This window comes from Nocardia jiangxiensis NBRC 101359 (assembly GCF_000308615.1).
GTDB classification, from domain to species: domain Bacteria; phylum Actinomycetota; class Actinomycetes; order Mycobacteriales; family Mycobacteriaceae; genus Nocardia; species Nocardia jiangxiensis.
This window is the reverse complement of record NZ_BAGB01000149.1, coordinates 1-21,166: the sequence shown is the minus strand read 5'-3', so window position 1 is coordinate 21,166 and position 21,166 is coordinate 1. Positions and strand designations below refer to the sequence as shown.

At 66.0% G+C, this 21,166-nt stretch carries 20 protein-coding genes and 4 pseudogenes; 4 read left to right on the top strand and 20 right to left on the bottom strand.

Annotated elements, in window-relative coordinates:
* Positions 1–184 precede the first annotated feature (184 nt).
* Positions 185–577 (top strand): hypothetical protein, encoded by a 393-nt coding sequence (locus ON40_RS35730; RefSeq protein WP_040829736.1) that lies wholly within the window; start codon positions 185–187, stop codon positions 575–577.
* Between the two features lie 264 nt (positions 578–841).
* On the opposite strand, the gene ON40_RS35720 is transcribed toward ON40_RS35730, so the two are convergent.
* From ON40_RS35720 to ON40_RS35705, 5 genes are all read right to left on the bottom strand, one after another.
* Positions 842–1,507, bottom strand: a complete 666-nt coding sequence (locus tag ON40_RS35720) for a nitroreductase (protein ID WP_040829733.1) — start codon at positions 1,505–1,507, stop codon at positions 842–844.
* 20 nt (positions 1,508–1,527) lie between these two features.
* Positions 1,528–2,436 (bottom strand): MBL fold metallo-hydrolase, encoded by a 909-nt coding sequence (locus ON40_RS35715; protein ID WP_040829732.1) that lies wholly within the window; start codon positions 2,434–2,436, stop codon positions 1,528–1,530.
* Positions 2,437–2,711: 275 nt separating this feature from the next.
* Positions 2,712–3,449: an alpha/beta fold hydrolase gene (locus ON40_RS35710; RefSeq protein WP_373282031.1), complete on the bottom strand. Its 738-nt coding sequence runs from the start codon at positions 3,447–3,449 to the stop codon at positions 2,712–2,714.
* A gap of 660 nt (positions 3,450–4,109) precedes the next feature.
* Positions 4,110–5,006 (bottom strand): NERD domain-containing protein, encoded by an 897-nt coding sequence (locus tag ON40_RS56310; protein WP_157186636.1) that lies wholly within the window; start codon positions 5,004–5,006, stop codon positions 4,110–4,112.
* On the bottom strand, positions 4,990–5,871 hold the full coding sequence (locus tag ON40_RS35705) for a helix-turn-helix transcriptional regulator (protein ID WP_085997859.1): 882 nt from the start codon (positions 5,869–5,871) through the stop codon (positions 4,990–4,992). The genes ON40_RS56310 and ON40_RS35705 overlap by 17 nt, the downstream gene beginning before the upstream one ends.
* A 114-nt stretch (positions 5,872–5,985) precedes the next feature.
* On the opposite strand from ON40_RS35705, the gene ON40_RS35700 reads away from it, so the two are divergent.
* Positions 5,986–6,684: an SDR family NAD(P)-dependent oxidoreductase gene (locus ON40_RS35700; protein ID WP_040829730.1), complete on the top strand. Its 699-nt coding sequence runs from the start codon at positions 5,986–5,988 to the stop codon at positions 6,682–6,684.
* A 312-nt stretch (positions 6,685–6,996) separates the two neighbouring features.
* On the opposite strand, the pseudogene ON40_RS55825 reads toward ON40_RS35700, so the two are convergent.
* The 12 genes and pseudogenes from ON40_RS55825 to ON40_RS35650 all read right to left on the bottom strand — a co-directional run.
* Positions 6,997–7,128, bottom strand: a pseudogene (locus ON40_RS55825) (ATP-binding protein); the annotation flags it as partial.
* Between the two features lie 131 nt (positions 7,129–7,259).
* Entirely contained in the window at positions 7,260–7,397 is a 138-nt protein-coding gene (locus tag ON40_RS52620) for a hypothetical protein (RefSeq protein WP_157186635.1), read from the bottom strand.
* 28 nt (positions 7,398–7,425) lie between these two features.
* Positions 7,426–8,040: pseudogene (locus ON40_RS56585) on the bottom strand (HTD2 family dehydratase); the annotation flags it as partial.
* A 115-nt stretch (positions 8,041–8,155) separates the two neighbouring features.
* Entirely contained in the window at positions 8,156–8,605 is a 450-nt protein-coding gene (locus ON40_RS35690) for a MaoC family dehydratase (RefSeq protein WP_040829745.1), read from the bottom strand.
* On the bottom strand, positions 8,605–9,807 hold the full coding sequence (locus ON40_RS35685) for a CoA transferase (RefSeq protein ID WP_051194079.1): 1,203 nt from the start codon (positions 9,805–9,807) through the stop codon (positions 8,605–8,607). The genes ON40_RS35690 and ON40_RS35685 overlap by 1 nt, the downstream gene beginning before the upstream one ends.
* 139 nt (positions 9,808–9,946) lie before the next feature.
* Positions 9,947–11,152 carry an acetyl-CoA C-acetyltransferase gene (locus ON40_RS35680; RefSeq protein WP_040829742.1) on the bottom strand — a complete coding sequence of 402 codons (1,206 nt, stop codon included), beginning with the start codon at positions 11,150–11,152 and terminating at the stop codon, positions 9,947–9,949.
* A 2-nt stretch (positions 11,153–11,154) separates the two neighbouring features.
* Complete coding sequence (locus tag ON40_RS35675; protein WP_040829728.1) at positions 11,155–11,952, bottom strand: enoyl-CoA hydratase/isomerase family protein; 798 nt, start codon at positions 11,950–11,952, stop codon at positions 11,155–11,157.
* Entirely contained in the window at positions 11,949–13,316 is a 1,368-nt protein-coding gene (locus ON40_RS35670; protein ID WP_040829741.1) for an MFS transporter, read from the bottom strand. Before ON40_RS35670 ends, ON40_RS35675 begins: the two co-directional genes overlap by 4 nt.
* Before the next feature lie 28 nt (positions 13,317–13,344).
* A complete protein-coding gene (locus tag ON40_RS35665; protein ID WP_040829726.1) occupies positions 13,345–14,442 on the bottom strand; it encodes a mandelate racemase/muconate lactonizing enzyme family protein in 1,098 nt (365 codons plus the stop codon).
* A gap of 12 nt (positions 14,443–14,454) precedes the next feature.
* Entirely contained in the window at positions 14,455–15,735 is a 1,281-nt protein-coding gene (locus tag ON40_RS35660) for an MFS transporter (protein ID WP_157186634.1), read from the bottom strand.
* A gap of 42 nt (positions 15,736–15,777) precedes the next feature.
* On the bottom strand, positions 15,778–16,527 hold the full coding sequence (gene fabG / locus ON40_RS35655; RefSeq protein WP_040829724.1) for a 3-oxoacyl-ACP reductase FabG: 750 nt from the start codon (positions 16,525–16,527) through the stop codon (positions 15,778–15,780).
* On the bottom strand, positions 16,512–18,650 hold the full coding sequence (locus tag ON40_RS35650) for an acetate--CoA ligase family protein (RefSeq protein ID WP_040829739.1): 2,139 nt from the start codon (positions 18,648–18,650) through the stop codon (positions 16,512–16,514). Before ON40_RS35650 ends, fabG begins: the two co-directional genes overlap by 16 nt.
* Before the next feature lie 114 nt (positions 18,651–18,764).
* On the opposite strand from ON40_RS35650, the gene ON40_RS35645 reads away from it, so the two are divergent.
* Positions 18,765–19,673 (top strand): LysR substrate-binding domain-containing protein, encoded by a 909-nt coding sequence (locus ON40_RS35645; protein ID WP_040829723.1) that lies wholly within the window; start codon positions 18,765–18,767, stop codon positions 19,671–19,673.
* 221 nt (positions 19,674–19,894) lie between these two features.
* Positions 19,895–20,182: an MFS transporter gene (locus ON40_RS56305; protein ID WP_040829722.1), complete on the top strand. Its 288-nt coding sequence runs from the start codon at positions 19,895–19,897 to the stop codon at positions 20,180–20,182.
* A gap of 203 nt (positions 20,183–20,385) precedes the next feature.
* Here the strand turns inward: ON40_RS56305 and ON40_RS51390 are convergent, their stop codons facing one another.
* The 3 genes and pseudogenes from ON40_RS51390 to ON40_RS55010 all read right to left on the bottom strand — a co-directional run.
* Positions 20,386–20,682, bottom strand: a complete 297-nt coding sequence (locus ON40_RS51390; protein WP_040829721.1) for a hypothetical protein — start codon at positions 20,680–20,682, stop codon at positions 20,386–20,388.
* Positions 20,672–20,887: pseudogene (locus ON40_RS56555) on the bottom strand (IS256 family transposase); the annotation flags it as partial. The gene ON40_RS51390 and the pseudogene ON40_RS56555, both read right to left, overlap by 11 nt.
* Before the next feature lie 204 nt (positions 20,888–21,091).
* Positions 21,092–21,166: pseudogene (locus tag ON40_RS55010) on the bottom strand (dihydrofolate reductase family protein); the annotation flags it as partial.

Here is a 21,166-nt window from a genome sequence, read left to right as displayed (position 1 = left end):
AGGAAGAGTCGACGGCCGGTGGTCGAGTCGATACGCGGCTACTCGGAGACGGGTGTCAGGACTCGGTATCGGATTCCCCTCAATCCCGGGCTGCCGGTCGATATGGTTTCACGGGTCATAGGTCACACATCGTGGGTGCGCGTCGGCGAGCCGGTCGGCTGCCGAATTCGATGGGAGGCGCGACATGACATCGACGTACATGGGCGAGCCGTACTATCCAGCGTGGCTGGACAATTTGGCCGAGGATGTAATCGGGGAGGGCGCGGCATGGGACGGCGCGATACAAGGCGCGCAGGCCGTCCATGAAGTCGTGGTCGCCGCCCGCGAAATATACGAGTTCCAGGACTTCCATTACGTCGGCCCGTGCGGGGAGAACAGTTTCCTCGAGGATTACTCCTCGTCGGTGCGTGGCGTACCGATTCATGTCATCGTCCTGGTTACCTTCAACGCCGTCGGAAAGGCCCAGCGCCTCGTGGTGAACCACCGGCCCCGCAGCTCCGTGCTGCTGTTGTCCCGGTTGATGCTCGAGCGGTTCGCCGGCACTCCGCTTGCCAAGCATTGGGAAAACACACCGTGAGGAGCGAACATGGGCGCGCCCTTGTATCTGATCACCGGGGCGGGTGGTGGCACCGGTGGCGTGAGTCGGCAGTGATCGAGCGATTGCGGGAGCGTGGAGATCGCGTTCGCGCGTTGGTGCAGCGCGACGACGCCCGAGCTGAGCCGTTACGTGCGCTCGGCGCTGAAGTCGTTGTCGGAGTTGATCACGACCACCAGCCAGTCCGCACCGACGCGAGAGCCCCTGGGCTGCTGGAGTTTTCGGTCATCTCGGCGCGGTGATGATCTAGCGTTCGACGAACGCGACTGTCTCGTCGAGCGATGCGCGGCCTGTGCGGACATAACCCACCGTGAGGTCCTCATATCCGATCGACATGCCGCAGAAGAGCATGAGCTCTTTCGGGGGTGAAAGGATCTCGGCGACGGTCTTGCGATACACCGACCACGACATCTGAGGGCAACTGTGGAGTCCTTCGTCACGGAGCAGCAGCATGACGGTCTGCAGGTACATGCCGATGTCGACCCATTGGGCTGAGCCCATGTCGCGATCTATATAGCAGAACAGGGCGGCAGGCGCGCCGAAGCAGTCCCAGTTCGCGGCGGCGGTCCGCTGACGCGCCTCCCAGTCGTCGCGCGAAATACCGAGTGCGCCATAACGTTGCTGGCCAAAGGCGAATCGGCGCTCCTGGTACGGGGACTTCAGTTCGGATGGGTACATCTCGTACTCCCGCTCGTCCCAGGGGTCGCCAGCGGCCACGCGCTTGCCGGCTCGCTTCTTGAGTTCGGCCAACGGTGGGCCGGTCAGCACGTAGACGTGCCACGGCTGGATGTTCGATCCGGACGGTGCCCAAGCTGCGGCGGACAGCACACGCTCCAGCACCTCCCTCTCGACACCCCGGTCGGTGAATCCGCGTACCGCTCGTCTGCTCATCACCGCGTTGTAGACGTCCATGATCGCCTGCTTTCTATCAATCAGAAGTCCCAGACGGCCGGAACGCAACGAAAGGCGTTGCCGGCGGTCGCAACGTGGCAGATGGACGGGAACGGCAAGTGGGTAGCCACCAGCGCCTCACGGTTCGCCGCCAGCTCCTGCAAGAGACGGACGCGGACGCGGGCAGCCTCCTCGGGGTCGTGTTCGAAGCCGTTGAACCAGTCGGGGTGGTCGAACGCGACCTGGAACACGGCGTCTCCGGCGAACGTCAGACGGTCGCCGCCGGACGCCAGGCGGACCACGCTGTGACCGGGGGTGTGCCCGCCGGTGCGACTGGCGACCACCCCGGGTGCCACTTCGTGCTCCGTCTCGAACGGCTGCAGCCGGCCGCGGTACTCCTCCAGGAACCGCGTCGCGGCCGAGCGAAGCGCGTCCGGCACCCCCGTCGGCATGGAGGTGTGGGAGAAATCGGGCGACTCCCAGAACTCGGCCTCGGCGGCGGCCACGTGGACCCGCAGATCCGGACGCAACCCCAGCCCGTCACCGAGCAGCCCACCGATATGGTCCATGTGCAGGTGGGTGAGTACCACGTCGGTCACGGATGCGGTGTCGATGCCGGCGGCCGCCAGTCGCATCGCCAACCGGCCGGTCTGCTGGAAGTCCGGGAACTCCGATCCCAGCCCGGCATCGATGAGCACGGTCTGATCGCCGCTGCGCACCACGACAACATTCAGCGGCCAGTCGAGCACGTCCGGTGGCAGGAACATGTCGTCCAGCCAAGCCGCCAGGTCTGCCGGGGCGGCGTTGTAGGCGATCGTCTCGGCTCCGATCGGTAGCACCCCATCGCTGATCACCAGCACTTCGATGTCGCCGACCTGCTGTGCGTAGCGCGATGGAACCAACTCGTCGAGCCCCGTCTTGCCGTCATGTGAGCGGTTCTCCGAACTCATGATCGTCTCCCTTGGGTCGTGTGTATCTGGGGGTCGGTGTCCTGGATGTCCAGGGCGATGGGGGTGGCTGATCTGTTGTCCGGCCGCGCTGGACGCTCCGGCCACTGGTCGAGATCCGGTTCGTCGCTGGTTGGGGACCTGATGCCCGCGACGCTCCAAACGTCAGGTGCGCCGCGACGAGCGCTGCGGTGATCGCGAGAGCGAGGCGCTTGCTCGCGCCGCTGACGTCGGCGGCCGTGCCGCTCCGCTGCGGGGCCGAGGTTCGGCTTTCCCGGTCAGCTGCCCGCGGCGGTGGCGATGACCGCGGCGACGGCGGCGGGCTGGGATACGAGCACGGCGTGTGAGGCGGCGATCTCGGTGGTGTGCGCCCCGATGCGGCCCGCCATGAAGCGCTGCGCCGCGGGCGGGATGATGTTGTCGCGGGTGGGGATGAGGGACCAACTCGGGATGTTCGACCAGGAGGTCGGCCCGGACGGCTCGAGGTTGGCCCACAGCGCGATCGAGCGCTGGTGGGTCAGCATGGTGGCAGCTGTCGCATCGCTGACATCCGGAGCGAACACCCGGTGGAACGCGTCGGCGGCAATGTAGCCGTCGAGGTTCCTGCCGCCGATCGCGTGAGCGTCGTCGACGGCCTTGACCTGCAAGACGGGCGGGAGCAGCTGACTGCCGGGGAATCGGATCGGATCCAGTGCCAGTTGGACGGGCTCGCCCTGTGCCGGCGCGAAGGCGGCGACATACACGAGGGCTTTCACGTTCGGGTTGTGCGTGTTGGTGATGACCGCGCCGCCGTACGAGTGGCCGACGAGCACCACGGGCCCGGAGATCCCGGCGAGGGTCTTCTCGACGGCGGCCGCGTCGTAGACGGGTCCGCGCAGCGGGTTGTCGGGGACCACGACGGTGTAGCCGCGGCCGTGCAACGCGGCGGCGACCGGGTCCCAGCTTGTCCTGTCGGCGAAGGCGCCGTGCACCAAGACGATCGTCGGCAATGGTCGGGCGGTGGCCGGACCGGCCATCGTCGAGGCCGAGGCGGCGACGAGGGCGATGGTCACGAGTGCGGATCGAGCGAATCGAACAAAGCTCATGGCGTGCTCCTTCGCTGTGTGCGGGACGTGGTCAGTCAGGCCGAATCCAGGTCCGGCGGCGATCATCGGCAGCGGCCCGCGTCAGGCACTAAAGCTCGTGGATCAGCACGATCGGTGGCTCGCTCATGATGCTCCTTCCGACAAGTAGCTTCAGCGCCACCAAAATGAAGGGATTTCAACAGCTCCGATGCCGAACCCTGCCTAGACCAGCGCGTCGGCATTGCTCAGCCTCCGCTCGACGCTTCGCGTCGCGTGAACCGAGTTGAAAAAGATGTCTCGTCCCGAAACCATCGCCTCGACGCTGGCGATGGTCCATCGCTGTGCACATCGACCTACCACACCTGACGAGATTGCTGCTCACACCGGCCTCAAGCCTCAACCTGACGCGCAACCGTGTCAATATTGGCCGGTCGGACGAGCTCAATCGTGATCGACCTGCTATCTGCATGCCCGGTCAGAAGAAATTGTCCATCTCCTCGAACCGTGGAGGGTCCTCTATGCGTCTTGCTCGGGTGAGCCTCCGAAGCCCAGTACCACCCCACCCGCGAATCGCCTCCGAACCGCACAGGACGTAGGCAGACGACGGCCGTATCAGGACGTCACAGATCCACGAACAGCAACCGACAACACCCACCAACAACCACGAACCCGCAGGTCACGCCAGTTCGCAGGACAAACCGACCGGTCAAAAGTAGCATCCAAGGATGCGATCGATACGCAAATAAAAGCGGGCCCATCCGTCGCCGCCTGCACTCCAATGACAGCAAAACCACTGTTCAAAGGCCATTCCATGCAGCGCGAATCACTGGAAATATCCGCGATCGCCGATCCGCTCCGATCCACAGAACGTCGACAGGACGTCGCGGAACTGCTGTGAATCCCTGGCGTCCCACAAGCCCGCCTGCACCGCGGTCCACTGCTGCCACCCCCTCGTGCAACAGCGGACCTACACCCGTTCACTCGAGATGGGTTGTCGCCGGGGCGATCCGGACCGCTTCCAGGGCCTCCCCTACCCGGATAACTCGATCGGTGGTTATTCGTCCACGAGCCTCGTGGGTAGGTCGCGCGAGCCGTTTCATCAAATCCTCCCAGAGACACCACGAAGCGGCGGTCCCGAGCCGGCACAACTGCGCGCACGCGGTCATTGGTCAGACAGAGCAGCGCACGGATGTACACGTCCTCTCCCACAGCGCGCAGCAGGCGCGCGAGTGCCGAGCTTTTGAACACTGTCAGCTGGACTGGGTCGGCGTGCTCGATCACTTCACCGGCCTCGGTGGTCTGGACCCATTTGCCGCCATTCACCTCGATATCGCCTCGCCAGGATTTGAGCTCGACCATATGTATCCCGCTCGGCGCGGCGATCAGCAGATCCACCTCACACATGCGGCCCTGCGCCGTGGCGGAGCTGAAGTTCGACCACGCCCGCCAGGGATCGACATCAGGCGGGGTTTGGTGCTCACTGACTCCGGACTCACCGGGGGAATTCACCCTGTCTCGGCGGGTGCGTTCCGAGGACGGTGGTGAGCTGGAGATTGGTCTCGTCGTCACTGCCGGGTACAGCGGTCATGATCACGATCTTGAGCTCGGAATCGCCGTCGGTCAGCACGTCACAGTCCACCGTGACCGGACCCACCGACGGATGCCGGACGGTCTTGCGAACCTCGCGATTGGCAGCCACCTCTCCTGTCGCCCATTGTTCTGCGAACCTGGCGTTGCCCGCATTCAGATCAGCGATCAGCGCGGCAAGGCGGCGGTCCTGAGGGAATCGGGCGGTGGCGCGGCGCAGATCGGAAACGAGAGCGAGGTCGGTGGTGTCCGGGTCGGTTTCGGTCACCGGCCACAGCGCCAGATAGGTGTGATCGTCGTTCACTGGGAACCGGTCGCGGGCAAAATTGCGCAAGGGCGGCGGAATCTCGGAGGGGTCGCCCAGCAGAGCGGCCCACCCACGGTTCCACCACACCATTTGCCAGTCTGCCGCGAACACCGCCACCGGCACGTCCCCGAGACGGACAAGCACCCGTTGCACGCCAGGCGGAACATGGTCGGAAATCATCTCGTCCGCCGGCGGCACGAGCCGTGCCAGGCGGAACAGATGGTCCCGCTCGATCGTGGACAATTGCAGAGAACGCGCCAAAGACGCCACCACCGACGCCGAGGGTGTCGTCGCCCGCCCCTGCTCCAGGCGCACAATGTAATCGACCGAAACTCCGGCCAAGTCAGCGAGTTCTTCCCGCCGCAGTCCGGTCGCCCGGCGCCCGCGGACGACCGGCAGCCCGGCTGCCGACGGGGGCAGCCGATCCCGCCACGCGCGAATGGTCGCGCCCAGTCCAGCGCTGGGGGGTGTCGTCGACATGTTGCTCATTCTCCTGCATCTCCGATCAGGTGCTGGGCCGCGAGGGTGGTATCGGTCTTCCTACCGTCGAAGCGTCCCTGGCCCGACTCCCCCGGCGAGGCAACCATCGAACCCATGACCATCACCCTTATCACCGGAGCCAATAGAGGCATCGGCGGCGAGACCGCCCGCCGCCTGATCGCCTGCGGCCACACCGTTCTCCTGGGAGCGCGCAACCGCGAACAGGGCGAATCCGCAGCCGCGACACTCGGCGCACGCTATGTCCCCATCGACGTGACAGACGGCATCTCGGTAGCCGCTGCGGCGGCGAACATTGCCGAGCACGAGGGCAGAATCGACGTCCTGATCAACAACGCCGGTGTGCAAGGTCCCTTCGGAGATCCCAGCCATCTCACCGCTGGGGACGCCCTCGCCGTCCTCGACGTCAACCTCCTCGGTGTGATCCGTACCACCACCGCATTCCTGCCACTGCTACGCCGCTCCGACGATCCCGTCATCATCAATGTCAGCAGCGGCATGGGCTCCCTCGCCATCACCCACGACCCCCACCGCTCCGAGTCACAGGTCATCGCGCCGCTGTACGCCTGCTCGAAAGCAGCACTGACGATGCTGACCACCCAGTACGCCAAAGGACTCGACGGCATCCGTATCAACGCCGCCGACCCCGGCTACACCGCCACCGACATAAACGGTCACACCGGAACCCAAACCCTCACCGAAGGCACCGACGCCATCGTGGCACTCGCCACCGAGGGCCCCGGGGCCGGCACCGGACGATTCGTCTCCCGCCACGGCGAGATCACCTGGTCCTGAAACCACCCCCGGCAAATCAGCAATCTCGAAGAACAGCGGGTGCCGACGTGCCAATTGCGCAGCAGGGCGTCCAGGGCGTCGACGGCACGTGACCACGAGAGGTCGATGGAGCGGGAATGGTGGCCGAATCGGGGCTGTCAATCCGAGCTCGAGATTTATCCTGGCCGGTTGCAGCGTCAACCCCGGATGATCTTGCGGGCAGCCCTTGGTCGATGATTCCTGTTGCGATACATGGAATTTCGAACCAAGGGCAGCCGGGGTGCGTCCGATCGCGGGCCGTGTGCTGATCGTGGCTGATGATCGGGCCGTTGGTCAATCCGAGTGAGTCGGGTCGGCGGGTTTGCCGCGGCGCGGCTTCTGGCGTTGTCGGTAGGACTCGCCCTCGACGACGAGCTCGTAGGCCGCTGATTGCAGCCGGTCCATCGCCGATTGGGCCAGCAGCGGGTATCAGATGTCGTCGAACACATGGTTCAGGCACATCTGCCGCACTGAGGGGTTCCAGTCCTCTCACGCACACGCGACTTGACAACTGCAGGCGAATGCCGACGGCAGAACGCGCACACTCGATTCGGACTTCAATAGATCTCCGCGGCGTTCAGCACCCCGGTGGGGGTCTCCACCAGCGGGATCGTTACGGGGAGCGCGAGGTCGTTCAGGGTGTCGCGATCTTCCACCTTCGGGACCATGACCGCGCAGCCGTATTCGGTGACCATGTCGAGGTCGTCGGCGAAGACGGAAGGAAGCCTCCGCTACCGGACGTGAGTCGTTGCGGCGCACCAATTCCAGCATCAACACCGCGAGCAGCGGGCCGTGCACGACCAGGCCCGGATACCCCTCCGTCTCGCGGGCGTAGGGGGCGTCGTAGTGAATGCGGTGGGCATTGGCTGTGAGTGCGCTGAAGCGGAAGAGCGTCGTTGCGGAGATGTGCGGCGTGAGCTGCCAGGTGGCCGCCGACCGCGGTGCCGACGATGCCGAGGCGGACACTGAGCGAGGGGTCCCGTCACCCGAGCGGTACACACAGTCCAGTTCCTCGACCACCCAGGTTTCCCCGTGTTGACGGAAGTCGCTGCGCACTGTGACGAATGCCAGCTCACCCGATCGCCCGTGTTTGACTTCCGAGTGCGCCAGGGGCGAGACGCGCTCGGCTCGTTGTCCGACGGTCAGCGGTTGCCGAATGCGCGGCCGGCCGCCCGCGAACATGCGGCGACGGTCCGGGATGGGCGGCAGGAAATGGCCGGCGCTAGGATGCCCATCCGTGGCCAGCGCGGATTCCGGGGGCCAGTCCAGGAAATGCAGCCAGTGCCACAGCGGTGGCAGCGCGTCACCGTCGACGGCGGCCGTCGGCTGGCCGAGCACGGCGACAGCGCGGCAACCGGACCGGCTGCGATGACGTCACCTCTGGGTCAGAGGTGACGGATGCCAATCGGCCAGGCATTGTTCCAGCAGGCTCATGTCGGTACAGCAATCTCTCTCACGACAGCAGGATCACGGACTCGGCAATACATGCCGGTTTCGGCGCACCCTCGACCTCGAGGACGTATCGAGCGGTGAGCGCCGCGCCGGCAGGCTTCTTCCGCAGGTCGACGAAGGTCACCTTGGCGCGCAGCGGCGAACCGACCGGCACGGGTGCGGGAAAGCGAACCTTGTCGAGTCCGTAGTTGATACGGGCACTGCCGAATTCCAGTCGGAACAACTGCTTGCCGAAATACGGGATGAGAGACAGGGTGAGGTACCCGTGCGCGATGGTCGTGCCGAACGGCCCCTCGGCGGCGCGCTCGCGATCCACATGGATCCATTGGTCGTCGCCGGTCGCCGCCGCGAAAGCATCGATACGGTCCTGAGTGAGTACGAGAGCCTCGGACGGGCCGAGTTCGTCGCCGAGCGCCGCCTCGACCTCGTCCACTGACGCAAATGTGCGAATCACTCGACCATCCGTTCTGGTTCAGATTCTGGGCGAGGCCCGATGACGGCCTCGTCCCTGAGCTTTTGCACGTCCGCTCCCAACAATCGGAGATCTGTGCGCAGCACCTCCGCGGTGTGCTGCCCCACCGTGGGTGCGGGTTCGGGAGGTGCTTGCCTGCCGCCGATGACCAGCGGTGACCCCGGCGCGAGATAGTTTCCGACGCCCGGCTGCTCGAGCTGCCCCATCATGGGACTTTCGCGCAGGAGGCGAGCCTCCTCGGCGGCCAAGTCACGGAAGCTCCGATATACCGACCACAGCACCCTGGTTCCCCCCAGCTCCGCCGCCACCTCGGCGAGCGGTCGTGCCTCGAACCATTCGGCCAGCAGCGCCGCGAGTACGCGCCGATGCCGGTAGCGATCCGCTTCGGCATCGAAATCGGCGCCCAGGGAATCCGCCAGCGCGAGCAGAACCTCGCTTGTACCGGTCACGCGCACCAGGTCGCGCCACTGCGCGAGGGTCAGGGCGACGACCATGACTCTGCTGCCGTCGGCGGTGGCGAAGTCGCGTCCGAATGTCCCGTACACGTAGTTGCCGGATCGTTCGCGGGGAACGGCACTGAGCTGTGCCTCGGCGAGGTAGCCCAGGTTGCCCGCGGTCGCGAGAGCGACGTCCTCGAGTGCGATTCGCACCTGCTGAGCCTCGCCGGTGAGCCCTCGACGACGCTCGGCGGCCAGTAGTCCGACGGCGAGGTACAGGCCCGCGGCGACGTCCCACGCCGGGAGGAGATGGTTGACGGGCGCGGTGTCGGATTCCGGTCCGGTAGCCGTCGGGAATCCGGTCGCCGCATTCACGGTGTAGTCGACCGCCGCAGCGCCGCCGCGCGTTCCAGTGAGCACGGCGTGAATGACGTCCGGGCGACGCGCGCGCAGGTCGTCGAAACGCAGGTGCCGCTCGGAGTTGGTCAGCAGAATTCCGTACTCGGCTACCAAGTCGGTGACCAGTTGACGGCCCGCCGCGGTGGACAGGTCGACCTCGATCGAGCGTTTACCTTTGTTCAGCCCGGTCCAGTACAGGCTGATGCCGGTCGCCGCGAGCGGGAACCTGGTCCGGTCGGGCGCTCCGCCGATCGGTTCGACGCGGATCACCTCAGCTCCGAGTTGGGCAAGTGTCATGCCGCACAGGGGCGCCGCGACGTACCCGGATACTTCGACGATCCGCATTCCCGCCAGGGGCTCGCCGCCGAGAGTGATCGGATCCTCGGCCGGAGGGTCCGGAATCGGTGCGCCGAGTCCACTGCCTGAGCTGGATGTCACGAAAGTCGGCCTCTCTCTGTCGGTCTCGGTGAGCTCGTCGGTCGCGTCAGTCGCGTTCGAACACGGCCGCGATGCCCTGCCCGCCGCCGATGCACATGGTCTCCAGCCCGTAACGCGATCCGCGGCGGCGCATCTCGTGCAGCAGCGTGGTCATGATCCGGACGCCGGTCGCGCCGACGGGATGTCCGAGCGAGATGCCCGACCCGTGCACATTGAGCCGGTCACCGATTTCGTCGTCACCGACGTCCCAAGCGGCGAGTACCGCGAGGACCTGGCAGGCGAACGCCTCGTTGATCTCGATCAGATCCATGTCCTCGAGCGTCATCCCGAGTCGGCCGAGGAGTTTGGCCACTGCGGGCACCGGCCCGATCCCCATCTCGGCGGGTTCGCACCCGGCGGCGGCCCAGCCGCGCAGGAATCCGATCGGTTCCAGACCGAACGTGTCGAGTTCATCCTCGGCGACCACGAGGCACGCCGCCGCGGCGTCATTCTGCTGGCAGGCGTTACCCGCGGTGACAACACCGCCTGCCACAACGGGTTTGAGCTTCGCGAGCCCTTCGGCGGTCGACGACCCGCGCACGCCCTCGTCGTGATCGACGATGATCGGCTCCCCTCGGCGTTGCGGCACCGTGACGGGGACAACCTCTTCGGTGAACACGCCGGACTGCCAAGCGGCGGCAGCCCGGTGCTGACTGCGCAAGGCGTACGCGTCCGCCTCTTCTCGCGTGATCCGGTACCGACGTGCCAGATTCTCGGCGGTTTCGACCATGCCCGAGATGTAGCCGAATCGGTCCTCGGGCTGGGCGCGTTCACGTCCACGGTCGAGCCGGTCGTGCAATGTCCTCGACCCGCTGCGCGCGCCCCACCGCATATCCGTGGAATAGAATTCGACGTTGCTCATGGATTCGACCCCGCCCGCGAGCACCACATCGGCGGCACCGGACTGCACCATCATCGCCGCGGTGGCGATGGACTGGAGTCCCCCGCCGCAGCGCCGGTCCAACTGCATCCCCGCGACCGAGATCGGGAAACCGGCACGCAGAGCGATCCACCGGCCGACACACGGGGTCTCGCTGTTGGCGTAGGACTGCGCGAAGACGACGTCCTCGATGGCGGCCGGGTCGAGACCGGCCCTTCGCAGCACCTCCGTGGCGGCAGCGGCCCCCAGATCCTCGACCGGAACCGGGCGTAGCGCACCGCCGAACGCGCCGATCGGAGTGCGGACGGGTGCGACGATCGCTGCTCGTCGGATGGTCATGAACTCGCTCCTGCATTCGTAGCCCGAAAGTCCGGTGCTTGTTTGGCGAAGAAGGCACGAACGCCTTCCGCACACTCGGCCGAGGTGAAGGCTTGCTCGCTCGCGTCGAGCGATCGCTCGGTGAGCGCTGCCTCGTCCAGATCATGGGTCGCATCGATCACCGATTTGCACAGCCCGAGCGCGCGAGGCGGCCTGGCCATCAGCACCGCCGCCAGATCACGGGCCACACGCATTCCCTGGCCTCGAGGAGCGATCCGGTTGATCAACCCCCACTGCAAAGCCGTTTCGGCGGTGACCGGTTCGCCCAAGAGCTGCATCTCCTTCGCACGGCCATGCCCGATCCGTCGTGCGACCCGGAAAGTGCCTCCGCTGCTGGGGAATACGCCCAGCTTTATCTCGGGCGAGCCGAGCAGCACCTGTTCCTCGGCCACGATCAGGTCGCAACAGGCCGCGATCTCGAGTCCGCCGCCGAGGCAGATTCCGTTCAGCGCAGCGATGGTGGGCGTGCGCATGTCGGCCAAGGCGGCGAAGGCGATCATCTGAGGACGCAGCTTGCGTTCGACGGCCTCCCCTGGCCCGAGCATGCCGGAGAATTCGGCGATGTCGGACCCCGCGCTGAACGCACGTGTACCACCACCGGTCACGATGACAACGCCGACGTCGTCACGAGTATCCAGTTCCGCCGCGGCGTCGCCGAGCGCACGGGCCAATGCGACGGTCACCGCATTGACCGGAGGGTTGTCGATGGTCAGGACGGCGACGCCGTCCACGACTTCGCATCCGAGCGGGTTCACGTGTTCTCCGTTCCTGGCGTGAGAGTGATTCGGTGGATGGGCCCCGCGGCCAAGAAGGCAAGCACTGCGCCGAGGCCACTGAGACCGACGAAGACGAGGGCGGCGTCGAACGAACCAGTGGCCTTCACCAGGTAGCCGATGATGATCGGAGTGGTGATGCCGGCCAGGTTGGCGAACGTGTTGAACAGACCGCCCGCGATGCCTGCGGCTTCCTTCGGCGAGGTGTCCGACACCACTGTCCAGCCGAGGCTGCCGATACCTTTGCCGAAGAACGCCAACGCCATCAGGACGATGACCAGCGTCTGCGACGACGCTCCCGCGCAGAAGACAATGCTGGTGGACAGCAGTAAGCCGACGATGATGGGCACCTTGCGCGCTACGGTCACAGACAACCCTCGTTTGAGCAGCCGATCGGACACGACACCGCCCAGGACGCCGCCGACGCAACCGAATACCGCAGGCATCGACGCGGTGAATCCTGCTTTCAGCAGCGACATTCCGAGTTCCTGCACCAGGAAGATCGGGAACCAGGTGAGGAAGAAATAGACCAGTGTGGTGATGAAGAACTGCCCTACGTAGACGCCGATCATCAGGCGGCTGGTCAGCAAGACCTTCACACAGGCCCACGTGGTCAGCCCATCCCCGGAAGCGGTGCGTCTGCTTTGGTCGATGTCGACCAGTCCACCGCCTTCCGCGATATGCGCGACCTCGGCGGCGTTCGCCGCGGGGTGCTCGCGGGGTGGAGCGTAGATCTTGAACCATGCCAGGCTCAGCAGGACACCGAGCGCACCCATGACGAAATACGCGGAGGTCCAGCCGTAGGCGTGTGTCAACCACGCCATGAACGGCGTGAACACGACCGGTGCCGCATACTGGGATGCGTTGAAGATCGACGAAGCCGTAGCCCGTTCCGGCGCGGGAAACCAGGTCGCGACCACTCGGGCGTTCGTCGGGTAGGCGGGCCCCTCCGCCAGTCCGACCGCCAGTCGCAACACGAACAGCGCGACCACCGCCGAACCGATCCCGAACAACGGGACCACACCTTGTAACAGCGTCATGATCGACCACAGGAAAATGCTGCCCGCGTAGGTACGCCTGGCACCGAACCGGTCGACGATCCAGCCGCCGGGCAACTGCGACAGCATGTAGGCCCAGGCGAACGCGGAGAACAGGTAACCCAGCGTCACGGGGCTGATCCCGAGCTCGCCTTGGATCTCGGTGCCCGTGATCGACAGAATGGCGCGATCGGCGTTGTTGAGGGTCGAGACGATGAAGACCAGGGCGATGATGCCGAACCGGACTCTGGTGCGCCGGGGAGTTCGCACGGGGTGCGCGGCGCGGGTGTGCTCTTGTGGAAGGGACATCATCGTCTCCTCGATCCAGGCATGCCGGTCATAGCGGCACTGCGTATTTCGCGACCTTGTCGGGGTCGAGTTGCACGCCGAGACCTGGCCCCGTCGGGACGGCCATCCGGCCGGCTCGGACCGTGGGCTCGGCGGTGAGCAGACCATCCGCGACATCGCGGTAGAAGGTCAGCTCACAGGGAAGGCCGACGGCATGAAAGGACGCGGCCAGGTGCAGACACCCTGCGGTCCCCAGCGTCGTCTCGGACTGCGTACTGACCTGTAGGCGCAGCCCGGCTGCCTCGGACAGATGCACGATCCGGCGCGAAAGCGTGTATCCGGTGCGGGGCATCTTCAGGCTGATCCGGCGCAGCCCGCCGAGCCGGATCTGGCGTGCGACATCGGCGACGGTGAAGACGGTTTCGTCGCCGAGCAACGGCACCGTCGGCACCGCGCGGGCAAGCTCCACCCGGCCTTCGTCGTCCCCCGCGTCGATCGGCTCCTCGATCTGATCGAGCACATCGCGCAGAGCGTGCATCACCCGATGTGCGGCGTCGCGGTCGTAGCGGCAGTTCGCGTCGAGGTAGAGCCGGACATCGGAACCCGATCGTTCTCGCATCGCGGTGAGCAGCGCGATGTCACCCTCGGGATCGAGCCCGCCTTTGACCTTGAAGGCACGGAAGCCTTCGCCGATCTTCTGTTCCAGTTCGGCCAGCATGCTGTCGCGGTCGTCCAGGGCGATCATCCATGCGCAGTCGACCTCGGTACGCACCGGCCCACCGAGCAGAGCGTGTATCGGAAGACCGGTCAGCTTGCCGTTCAGGTCGTGCAATGCGATATCGAGTGCCGATTTCGCCGCGAAGTTGCCCGCCAGCGCTGCCATCCGGCGGTGAATCCGTTCGAGTGCGAAGGAATCCTCGCCCACCACGAGCGGCACGAGATACTCGGTCAGTGCGGTGTGGATCGAACGCTGCGTCTCCCCGTAGATCATCGGACGCGGGATCGCTTCGGCAATGCCGGTCGTGCCGTCCTCGCCGACCACCTCGACGAGAAGCCAGTCGACCACTGTCATCGATCCCGTAGCCCACACCACCGGCCGGACCAAGGGGATCACGAACGGCGTGACCCGGACGCTGTCTATCCGCATATCTGCTGCTCCTCACGCCTCGACGGAAATATCGGTCAGCTCACGGCCTGCGGTCTCGGGGCCGAGCAGTATCACCGGCACCATGAGCAGCCCCACGATCGTCGAGACGAGCAACGAGGTCGTCACCGACGTCGCTTCGGCGATCACCCCGAGACCGACCGGAACGAACACCGCGACCAGCTTGCCCGCCGCGACAGAGAAACCGAGCCCTACCGTGCGTACCGAGTCGGCGTAGATCTCGCTGGTGTAGGCGATATAGATGGCCGCGACGCCGAGGCTGACCCCGATCAGGATTCCGGGCGGCACCAGCTCTGCGAAGGACACGCTCCCACGATGGTGCAGCACGTTCAGATAAATCACCGCGACGACCCCGATCGCGGTATAGATCGCGAGTGTCGGACGGCGCCCGAGGCGATCCGACAGCGGCCCGGCAGCGATGTACCCAGCCGCACCCACTCCCCACGACAGCATGACGAACCCCGCAGTCTGCCCGGCTCCGAGCCCGAAGTCGAGCGTGATGGCGCTGGGCACCCAGGTGACCAGGCCGAAGGAGAACACCGCGCCGAAGATGTGCAGTGCCGTCGCGATCGCCGTGGTGCGTCGGTGCTCAGCGGAGAACAGCATCTTCAGCACGGCGAAGCCGGTTCGCTGTTCCTGCTTGCCGCCACGCGCTGATCGTTGAGCCAGCCAGGTCGGCGTCTCGCGCAGCATCGTCATGATCGGCACGCACATCACCGCCGGCACGATGAGGACGAGGAATGCCGCGCGCCAGCCCAGGCCCAACGCCGTGGTCGCGGCGACGATTCCGCCGGCGAGGAAGAACCCGATCGGATAGCCGGCCTGCATGAGTCCCATGGCGAAACCCCTGCGGCGAGCCGGAACCAGCTCACTGAGATACGCGGCGCCGATCGGCCACTGCCCGCCTGCGCCGACACCGGTGAGAAAACGTCCCGCGGCCACCGTCCCGCCGGTTGGAGCCATCCCGACCAAACCCGTGAACAGCGAGAAGGACCCGATGCAGGCCACCATGCCGGTCCGTCTCCCCCGTCGGTCGGCCAGCATCGGCATCAACAGCGAGCCGAGCACCGACCCGGCGAGGAACAGCGAGCCGATCGCTCCCATCAGACCGAGCGACAGATCGAACTCGGTGCGCAGAGCGGGCAGGGTCAAGGAATAGACCGTGCTGTCGGCGGCGTCGACAGCCCACGCCACAAAAACGAAAATGAGAACCCGCCGGGCGAGCACCGACAGTCGCTCGTCGGCTCCGGTGGTGGCAGCACGGGACAACGCCATCGTCATCCACTCCTGACTCGGTCGAGGGATCGGGGGAAACGGTCAGCCGAAACGGCCGCCGGTCACGTGCAAGGTCTCGCCCGTGACGAATGAGGCACGCTCGGAGGCCAAGAAGACCACCGCGTCGGCGATGTCCTCGGGGCTCCCGGTGCGCCGCAACGGTGTTGCGGCGATGGCGCGTTCGCGGATCTTGTCGAAGTGTCCGAGCGAGCGCACGGCGTCGGTCTCGACGAAGCCGGGCGCGACAGCATTGACGGTGATCCCGAAGCGCCCTTCTTCCTGTGCAAGGGCGCGGGTCAGTCCGAGCACACCGGCTTTGGCCGCCGAGTAGTTGGCCTGGCCGGGGTTGCCGAAATGGGCGCGCGAGGAAATATTGACCACGCGTCCCCAGCGTTGCTCGAGGAAGTGCGGCATCACCGCACGGGTGGTCAGGAACGCACCTTTCAGCACCACGTTCACCACGGCGTCCCAGTCGTCGTCGGTCATCTTGGTGAGTACGCCGTCGCGCGGGAAACCCGCGTTGTTGACCAGCACGTGGACACCGCCGAAGCGATCGATCGCGGTGGCGACGAGGTGTTCGACATCGGCGCGGACCGTGACATCGGCGGCTACCGCGATCGCGGTGAGCCCTGCGTCCGTCAGTTCCCCGGCCGCGGCCGCGGCGGCTGCGGCATCGACATCGGTAATGACGACCGATGTCCCCTCTTCGCCGAGCCGCCGGGCCGTGGCTCGCCCGATGCCGCGGGCGGAGCCGGTGACGATGGCTACCTTGCCGGTCAATCCGAGATCCATGTGGTTCCTTTCTGGCTGTGGGTGATGATGAGGGCGTCCAGCGCGAGGGTTCGGTCGGGGCAGGCCAGCACCGGATTCAGCTCGACACTGGCGACCCGGTCGCGGTTCGCCACAGCGAAACGCGACACCGTGCTGATGAGACGGGCGAGCGCGTCGAGATCCGCGGCCGGAGCTCCCCGATGTCCGGTGAGCAGCGCTGCGCTGCGCAGTCCGAGCACCATCTCCCGCGCGGCCTCGACCGTGACCGCCCCTACCCGCAGCACGACGTCACGGTGCAACTCGGCGGCGACACCGCCGAGACCCACCATGGTCACCGGACCGAACACCGCATCCGTGCTCGTGCCCACGATGAGCTCCACGCCGGACGGCGCCATCGGCGTCAGCAGCACCCCGTCGATCCGGGCATCGGGCCGAGCCGCCGCCACACGGGTGGTGATCGAATCGAACGCCGCCGCGGCATCTGTGACATCGAGTTCGACACCGCCGACATCGGTCTTGTGTGCCAGATCAGGAGAGACGATCTTCGCCGCCAGCGCGACAGCGAACTCACGCGCTGCCGCGTCCGCGGATTCGCGGTCGTGCACCAGCCGCGACGGCAAGAATGGCACCCCGACCTCGGCCAGGACCTCCTGTGCGTCGGCCTCGGACAGGCCCGACAGATTCGCCTCCGTCGGAGTCCCCGGATCGAGAGCTTCGTGCGGTGACGCGGCGAAAGATTCCGCGATCCGGGCCAACGCTGCCAGCGCGTGCGCCGCACGATCGGAGTCGCCGAAGACCAAGAACCCGGCCTCCTCGTAGGCGCGCACGACGTCCGGCCGGGCCTGCATGCACAACGCCGTGGGACGATCGAGGTAGCCCTCGGTGCCCGCCCGGATGGCGTCCCGGATGCCGGCGCCGAATGTCGGCGAGTCGGGCAGGATGGTGAAGGAGCCGATCACGCTGTCGTAATCGCCTCCGCCGTACATGATCTGGAACGTCTTGGTGATCAGGCTGGGGTCGTTGAGCCAGTTCGCGGTGGTGTCGCAGGGATTGTCGTCGCTCCCCATCGGGTTGAGCTCACGCAATCGAGCCCTGGCCGCCTCGGGTAGCCCCGCGACGTCCAGGCCGTATCGCTCTGCGGCGTCGCACAATTCGACTCCGAATCCACCGGACACGGTCACAATGCCCAGCCGTCGTCCACGAGGAAACACCCCGCGGTCACAGGCGTAGGCGATATCGACCAGTTCCTGTGTCGTCCGGGCCCGGTAGGCGCCGAACTCCGCGAACACCGCGTCGTACACCCCATCGGCGCCCGCGAGGCTGGCCGTGTGCGACGCCGCGGCCACCGCCCCTGCCGCCGACTTACCGACCTTCGTGATCACCACCGGTTTGCGGTGCGCTCGCGCGGTCGCGAGGGCGGCCCGCAACCGATCGCCGTCTGTGGCCCCCTCCAGATACGCCATGATCACGGTGACCTCGTCCTGCCGTGCCAGCCAGTCGATGCAGGTGGCCACGTCCACATCCGACTCGTTCCCGGTGGACACCCAGTAGCCGACATCCAGGCCGCGCTCGCGGCAGAGATAGGCCAGATGGCCGCCGTACGCACCGCTCTGACTGGCGATCGCCACTCCCCCGCCCTTCGGGGTGCCGGCGTCGAAAGCACTGGAGAAGGTGCCGACGAAGCCGCTCGCCGAATTCATCAAGCCAAGGCAGTTGGGGCCGAACAACCGCAGCCCGCCTGCTCGCGCGATCTCGACGAGCTCGTCCTGCAACCCCGCCCCGGATTCGCCGGTCTCCGCGAATCCGGCGGCGTAGATCACCGCGGCCGCAACACCTTTCGCCACGCACTCCCGTAACGCGGCGGCAAGTAACCGCGACGGCAAGGCGATCAACGCGACGTCGGGAGTTCCGGGCACGTCGGCCAGGCTGCGGTAGGCGTTGATCCCCTGGACAGTGTCGCGCTTGTTGTTCACGGGGAAGATCCCGCCGGAGAACCCCGCCCGAAGCAGATAGTGCAGAGCTCGGCCGGAGATCCGGGTCGGGTCGTCCGACGCTCCCAGGATCGCCACCGACTGCGGCCGGAACGCGCGGTCGAGTGGCGAGCGCGGGACGGCCGGGTCGGCTGGCTCGTGCAGCAATGACATCAGCACTCCGTTACCTCGTTCGTGTCCGTTGCCACAGACAGTGCCCAACTGCGACGAGTGATACAAGATAGATGCGATCGAACCGATCACGTGATTCGCAGGAGGTATCAGCACGTGGAATTACGACAGCTCAGGCAGTTCGTCACGGTGGCCGAGACACTGAACTTCAGAACCGCCGCACGGCACCTGCACATGACTCAGCCACCACTGTCGGTATCGCTGCGCAAGCTCGAGGACGAAATCGGCGCCCCCTTGTTCACCCGCGACCGGCACACCGTCCACCTCACGCGCGCCGGTGAGGCAGCTCTCGCGAGCGCCCGCTCGGCCCTCTTCCATGCCGAGGAGACGATGCGGATCGCACGTTCGACCGCCACGGGGGCAACCGGCTCGCTCCACATCGGCTTCGTCGGTTCGGCCAAGAACACACTGCTGCCACGCCTGCTCCCCCGCCTCCGGCGCGACTATCCCGGAGTGGTTCTGCGGTTCACGGAGGACAACAACACACGTCTGGTCGACGCACTCGAACGCGGTGCGATCGACGTGGCCATTGTCCGTGTGCCACTCGGCCGACACAGCACCATTCGTTACCAAACCGTGGAACACGACCGCTTCGTCGTGGCCATACCCGCGCGTCATCGACTGGCCGGCCGCCCCCGCCTCAGCCTCGCCGAGGTCGCCGCCGAGCCACTCATCGACTACACAGCCGACGCCATGCCCGGCCTGCACGCCGCCAGTGCCACGCTGTTCCAAGAAGCCGGTCTCACCCCACGGGTAGTCCAGGAAGCACTACAGGTCCAGACCGTTGTCTTTCTGGTAGAAAGTGGGCTCGGTGTGGCCCTCGTCCCGAGCACCACCGCGAAACGCACAGGCGACGGCGTCGTCTTCCGACCACTCGAGCCCGAGCCCACTGTCGGCATCGGACTCGCCATCGCCGTGAATCCGGAATTCGAAGGCATCACCGTCCAGCACTTCCAGAAACTGGCGCTGGCACCCTACAAGCGCTCTCCCGAAGCCCGCCCGTAACCAGAGACGAAAGCTCACGCTCTCCGGCTCAGCGGGGTGCCTCAACCGGACGATCACGTCGAGACAGCAGCCCCCGCCGAGGACCGGGGCTCACCCGGGTCTTCTACGGGCCCGCATTGAACCCGGGCACGGACCCGTCGTCACCGATGCCCACACCGCGATCGAAGTCCGGCTGACCGCGCGGCGGCGCAGGCTCCGCCTACGATTCCGATCGCAAACGCATGCGGCATGCGTGGCGCACGCTGTCGGTGGTCGGCTTTGCCAGTTTCTTCTCCAGCAACTCCGTCAGCGCACTGAACGTGGCCATTCCCACCGTCGTCCGCCACTTCGATGCCAGCAGCGCCGCCGGTAACTGGATACTGCTCATCAGCGTGATGACCACAACCATGCTGATGATCACCTTCGGGCGGCTGGCAGATATGTTCGGCCGCCGGACCATGTACTTGACCGGGCTCGCGGGTTTCCGCAGTTCAGCTAATGTTTTCGGTACTTCGATCCCTTCCTTGTAACCGAGAGGATCGGAAATGTCCAGGTCAAACGGCCGCCCCTGTATGTGCCCCAAATACCACAAAACATGGGCAACCATGACCGATAAGCGGTTCAGGACCAGCGGACTTCACAGTGACCGACCTGCCATTTCAAACCCCGCGACAGCCTGCCGGCAACGATATGACCCCGGCTCGCCCGATGGCCGATCCGGGGATCGGCGTGATCAGACGTGCGTCCCAGGCGCGCGGCTCGGATCATCTTCGCGCGCCGCCGTTTTCGGGATCAGGGCGGTGGCGATCAAACCCAGCAGGATGAATCCCGCAGCGAGATAACCGCCCAACTCGATGCCGTTGGTCATCGCGGCACGGCCGGCCTGAGCGATCGGGACGGTCTGCGGCTGGGCCGCGTACCCCTCGATTGCCGCGCCCGCACTGTTGGTGATCGCGTGGGCGTGCTGCTCGGCCTGGATGATGGACATGCCGTCCGCGGTGAGGTGGGCGGCGACCTTCGGCCGGATCATTCTTCACGTAGCCGAGGTGGTCGTCCATCTCACCCTCGAGCGCGGACTCGACCACCAGCTTGGTCAGCTTGCCCAACAGCCCGCCCTCACCGGTCAGCTGCAAACCGTCGGCACGAGCCTGCGCTACCAGTGCCCGCAGTTGCCGATCGTCGAAACCCGCTGCCGCCGAATCGTTCCCGTCCTCGTTGTCCATCACATCAGCCATGGTGGTGCATCTCAATTCAGAGTTACACCGTCTTCTTACAGTCCTGCCTCCTCGGTGTTGGCAGGTCGATCGGTCGTTCTGCGAGTTTCGCTGGGTAGCAGTTCGCCGAACTGCTGGTGGATGTCGAACAGACCGTCGCGCAGTAGCGGGGTGCCGCTCGAGTCGTGTACCGCGTAGTGCGTCCGCAGGGCGTGCCTGGCTGTGTCAGTCGTGTTTCGCCTCATAGCGCAGCAGGACCACTCCACCCGGGAAGGTGCGGTTCTCCAACAGTCGCAACGA

What these genes read in the sequence shown, in the direction of transcription:
- ON40_RS35700 (WP_040829730.1), top strand. Translation starts at nt 5,986, where the DNA reads ATGACCATCACCCTTATCACCGGAGCCAATAGAGGCATCGGCGGCGAG.
- ON40_RS35670 (WP_040829741.1), bottom strand. Translation starts at nt 13,316, where the DNA reads ATGTCCCTTCCACAAGAGCACACCCGCGCCGCGCACCCCGTGCGAACT.
- ON40_RS51390 (WP_040829721.1), bottom strand. Translation starts at nt 20,682, where the DNA reads ATGATCCGGCCGAAGGTCGCCGCCCACCTCACCGCGGACGGCATGTCC.
- ON40_RS35715 (WP_040829732.1), bottom strand. Translation starts at nt 2,436, where the DNA reads ATGAGTTCGGAGAACCGCTCACATGACGGCAAGACGGGGCTCGACGAG.
- ON40_RS35665 (WP_040829726.1), bottom strand. Translation starts at nt 14,442, where the DNA reads ATGCGGATAGACAGCGTCCGGGTCACGCCGTTCGTGATCCCCTTGGTC.
- ON40_RS35660 (WP_157186634.1), bottom strand. Translation starts at nt 15,735, where the DNA reads ATGGCGTTGTCCCGTGCTGCCACCACCGGAGCCGACGAGCGACTGTCG.
- ON40_RS35720 (WP_040829733.1), bottom strand. Translation starts at nt 1,507, where the DNA reads ATGGACGTCTACAACGCGGTGATGAGCAGACGAGCGGTACGCGGATTC.
- ON40_RS35650 (WP_040829739.1), bottom strand. Translation starts at nt 18,650, where the DNA reads ATGTCATTGCTGCACGAGCCAGCCGACCCGGCCGTCCCGCGCTCGCCA.
- ON40_RS35730 (WP_040829736.1), top strand. Translation starts at nt 185, where the DNA reads ATGACATCGACGTACATGGGCGAGCCGTACTATCCAGCGTGGCTGGAC.
- ON40_RS56305 (WP_040829722.1), top strand. Translation starts at nt 19,895, where the DNA reads ATGCGGCATGCGTGGCGCACGCTGTCGGTGGTCGGCTTTGCCAGTTTC.
- ON40_RS35705 (WP_085997859.1), bottom strand. Translation starts at nt 5,871, where the DNA reads ATGTCGACGACACCCCCCAGCGCTGGACTGGGCGCGACCATTCGCGCG.
- ON40_RS35710 (WP_373282031.1), bottom strand. Translation starts at nt 3,449, where the DNA reads ATGGCCGGTCCGGCCACCGCCCGACCATTGCCGACGATCGTCTTGGTG.
- fabG (WP_040829724.1), bottom strand. Translation starts at nt 16,527, where the DNA reads ATGGATCTCGGATTGACCGGCAAGGTAGCCATCGTCACCGGCTCCGCC.
- ON40_RS52620 (WP_157186635.1), bottom strand. Translation starts at nt 7,397, where the DNA reads ATGGTCACCGAATACGGCTGCGCGGTCATGGTCCCGAAGGTGGAAGAT.
- ON40_RS35685 (WP_051194079.1), bottom strand. Translation starts at nt 9,807, where the DNA reads ATGCGGATCGTCGAAGTATCCGGGTACGTCGCGGCGCCCCTGTGCGGC.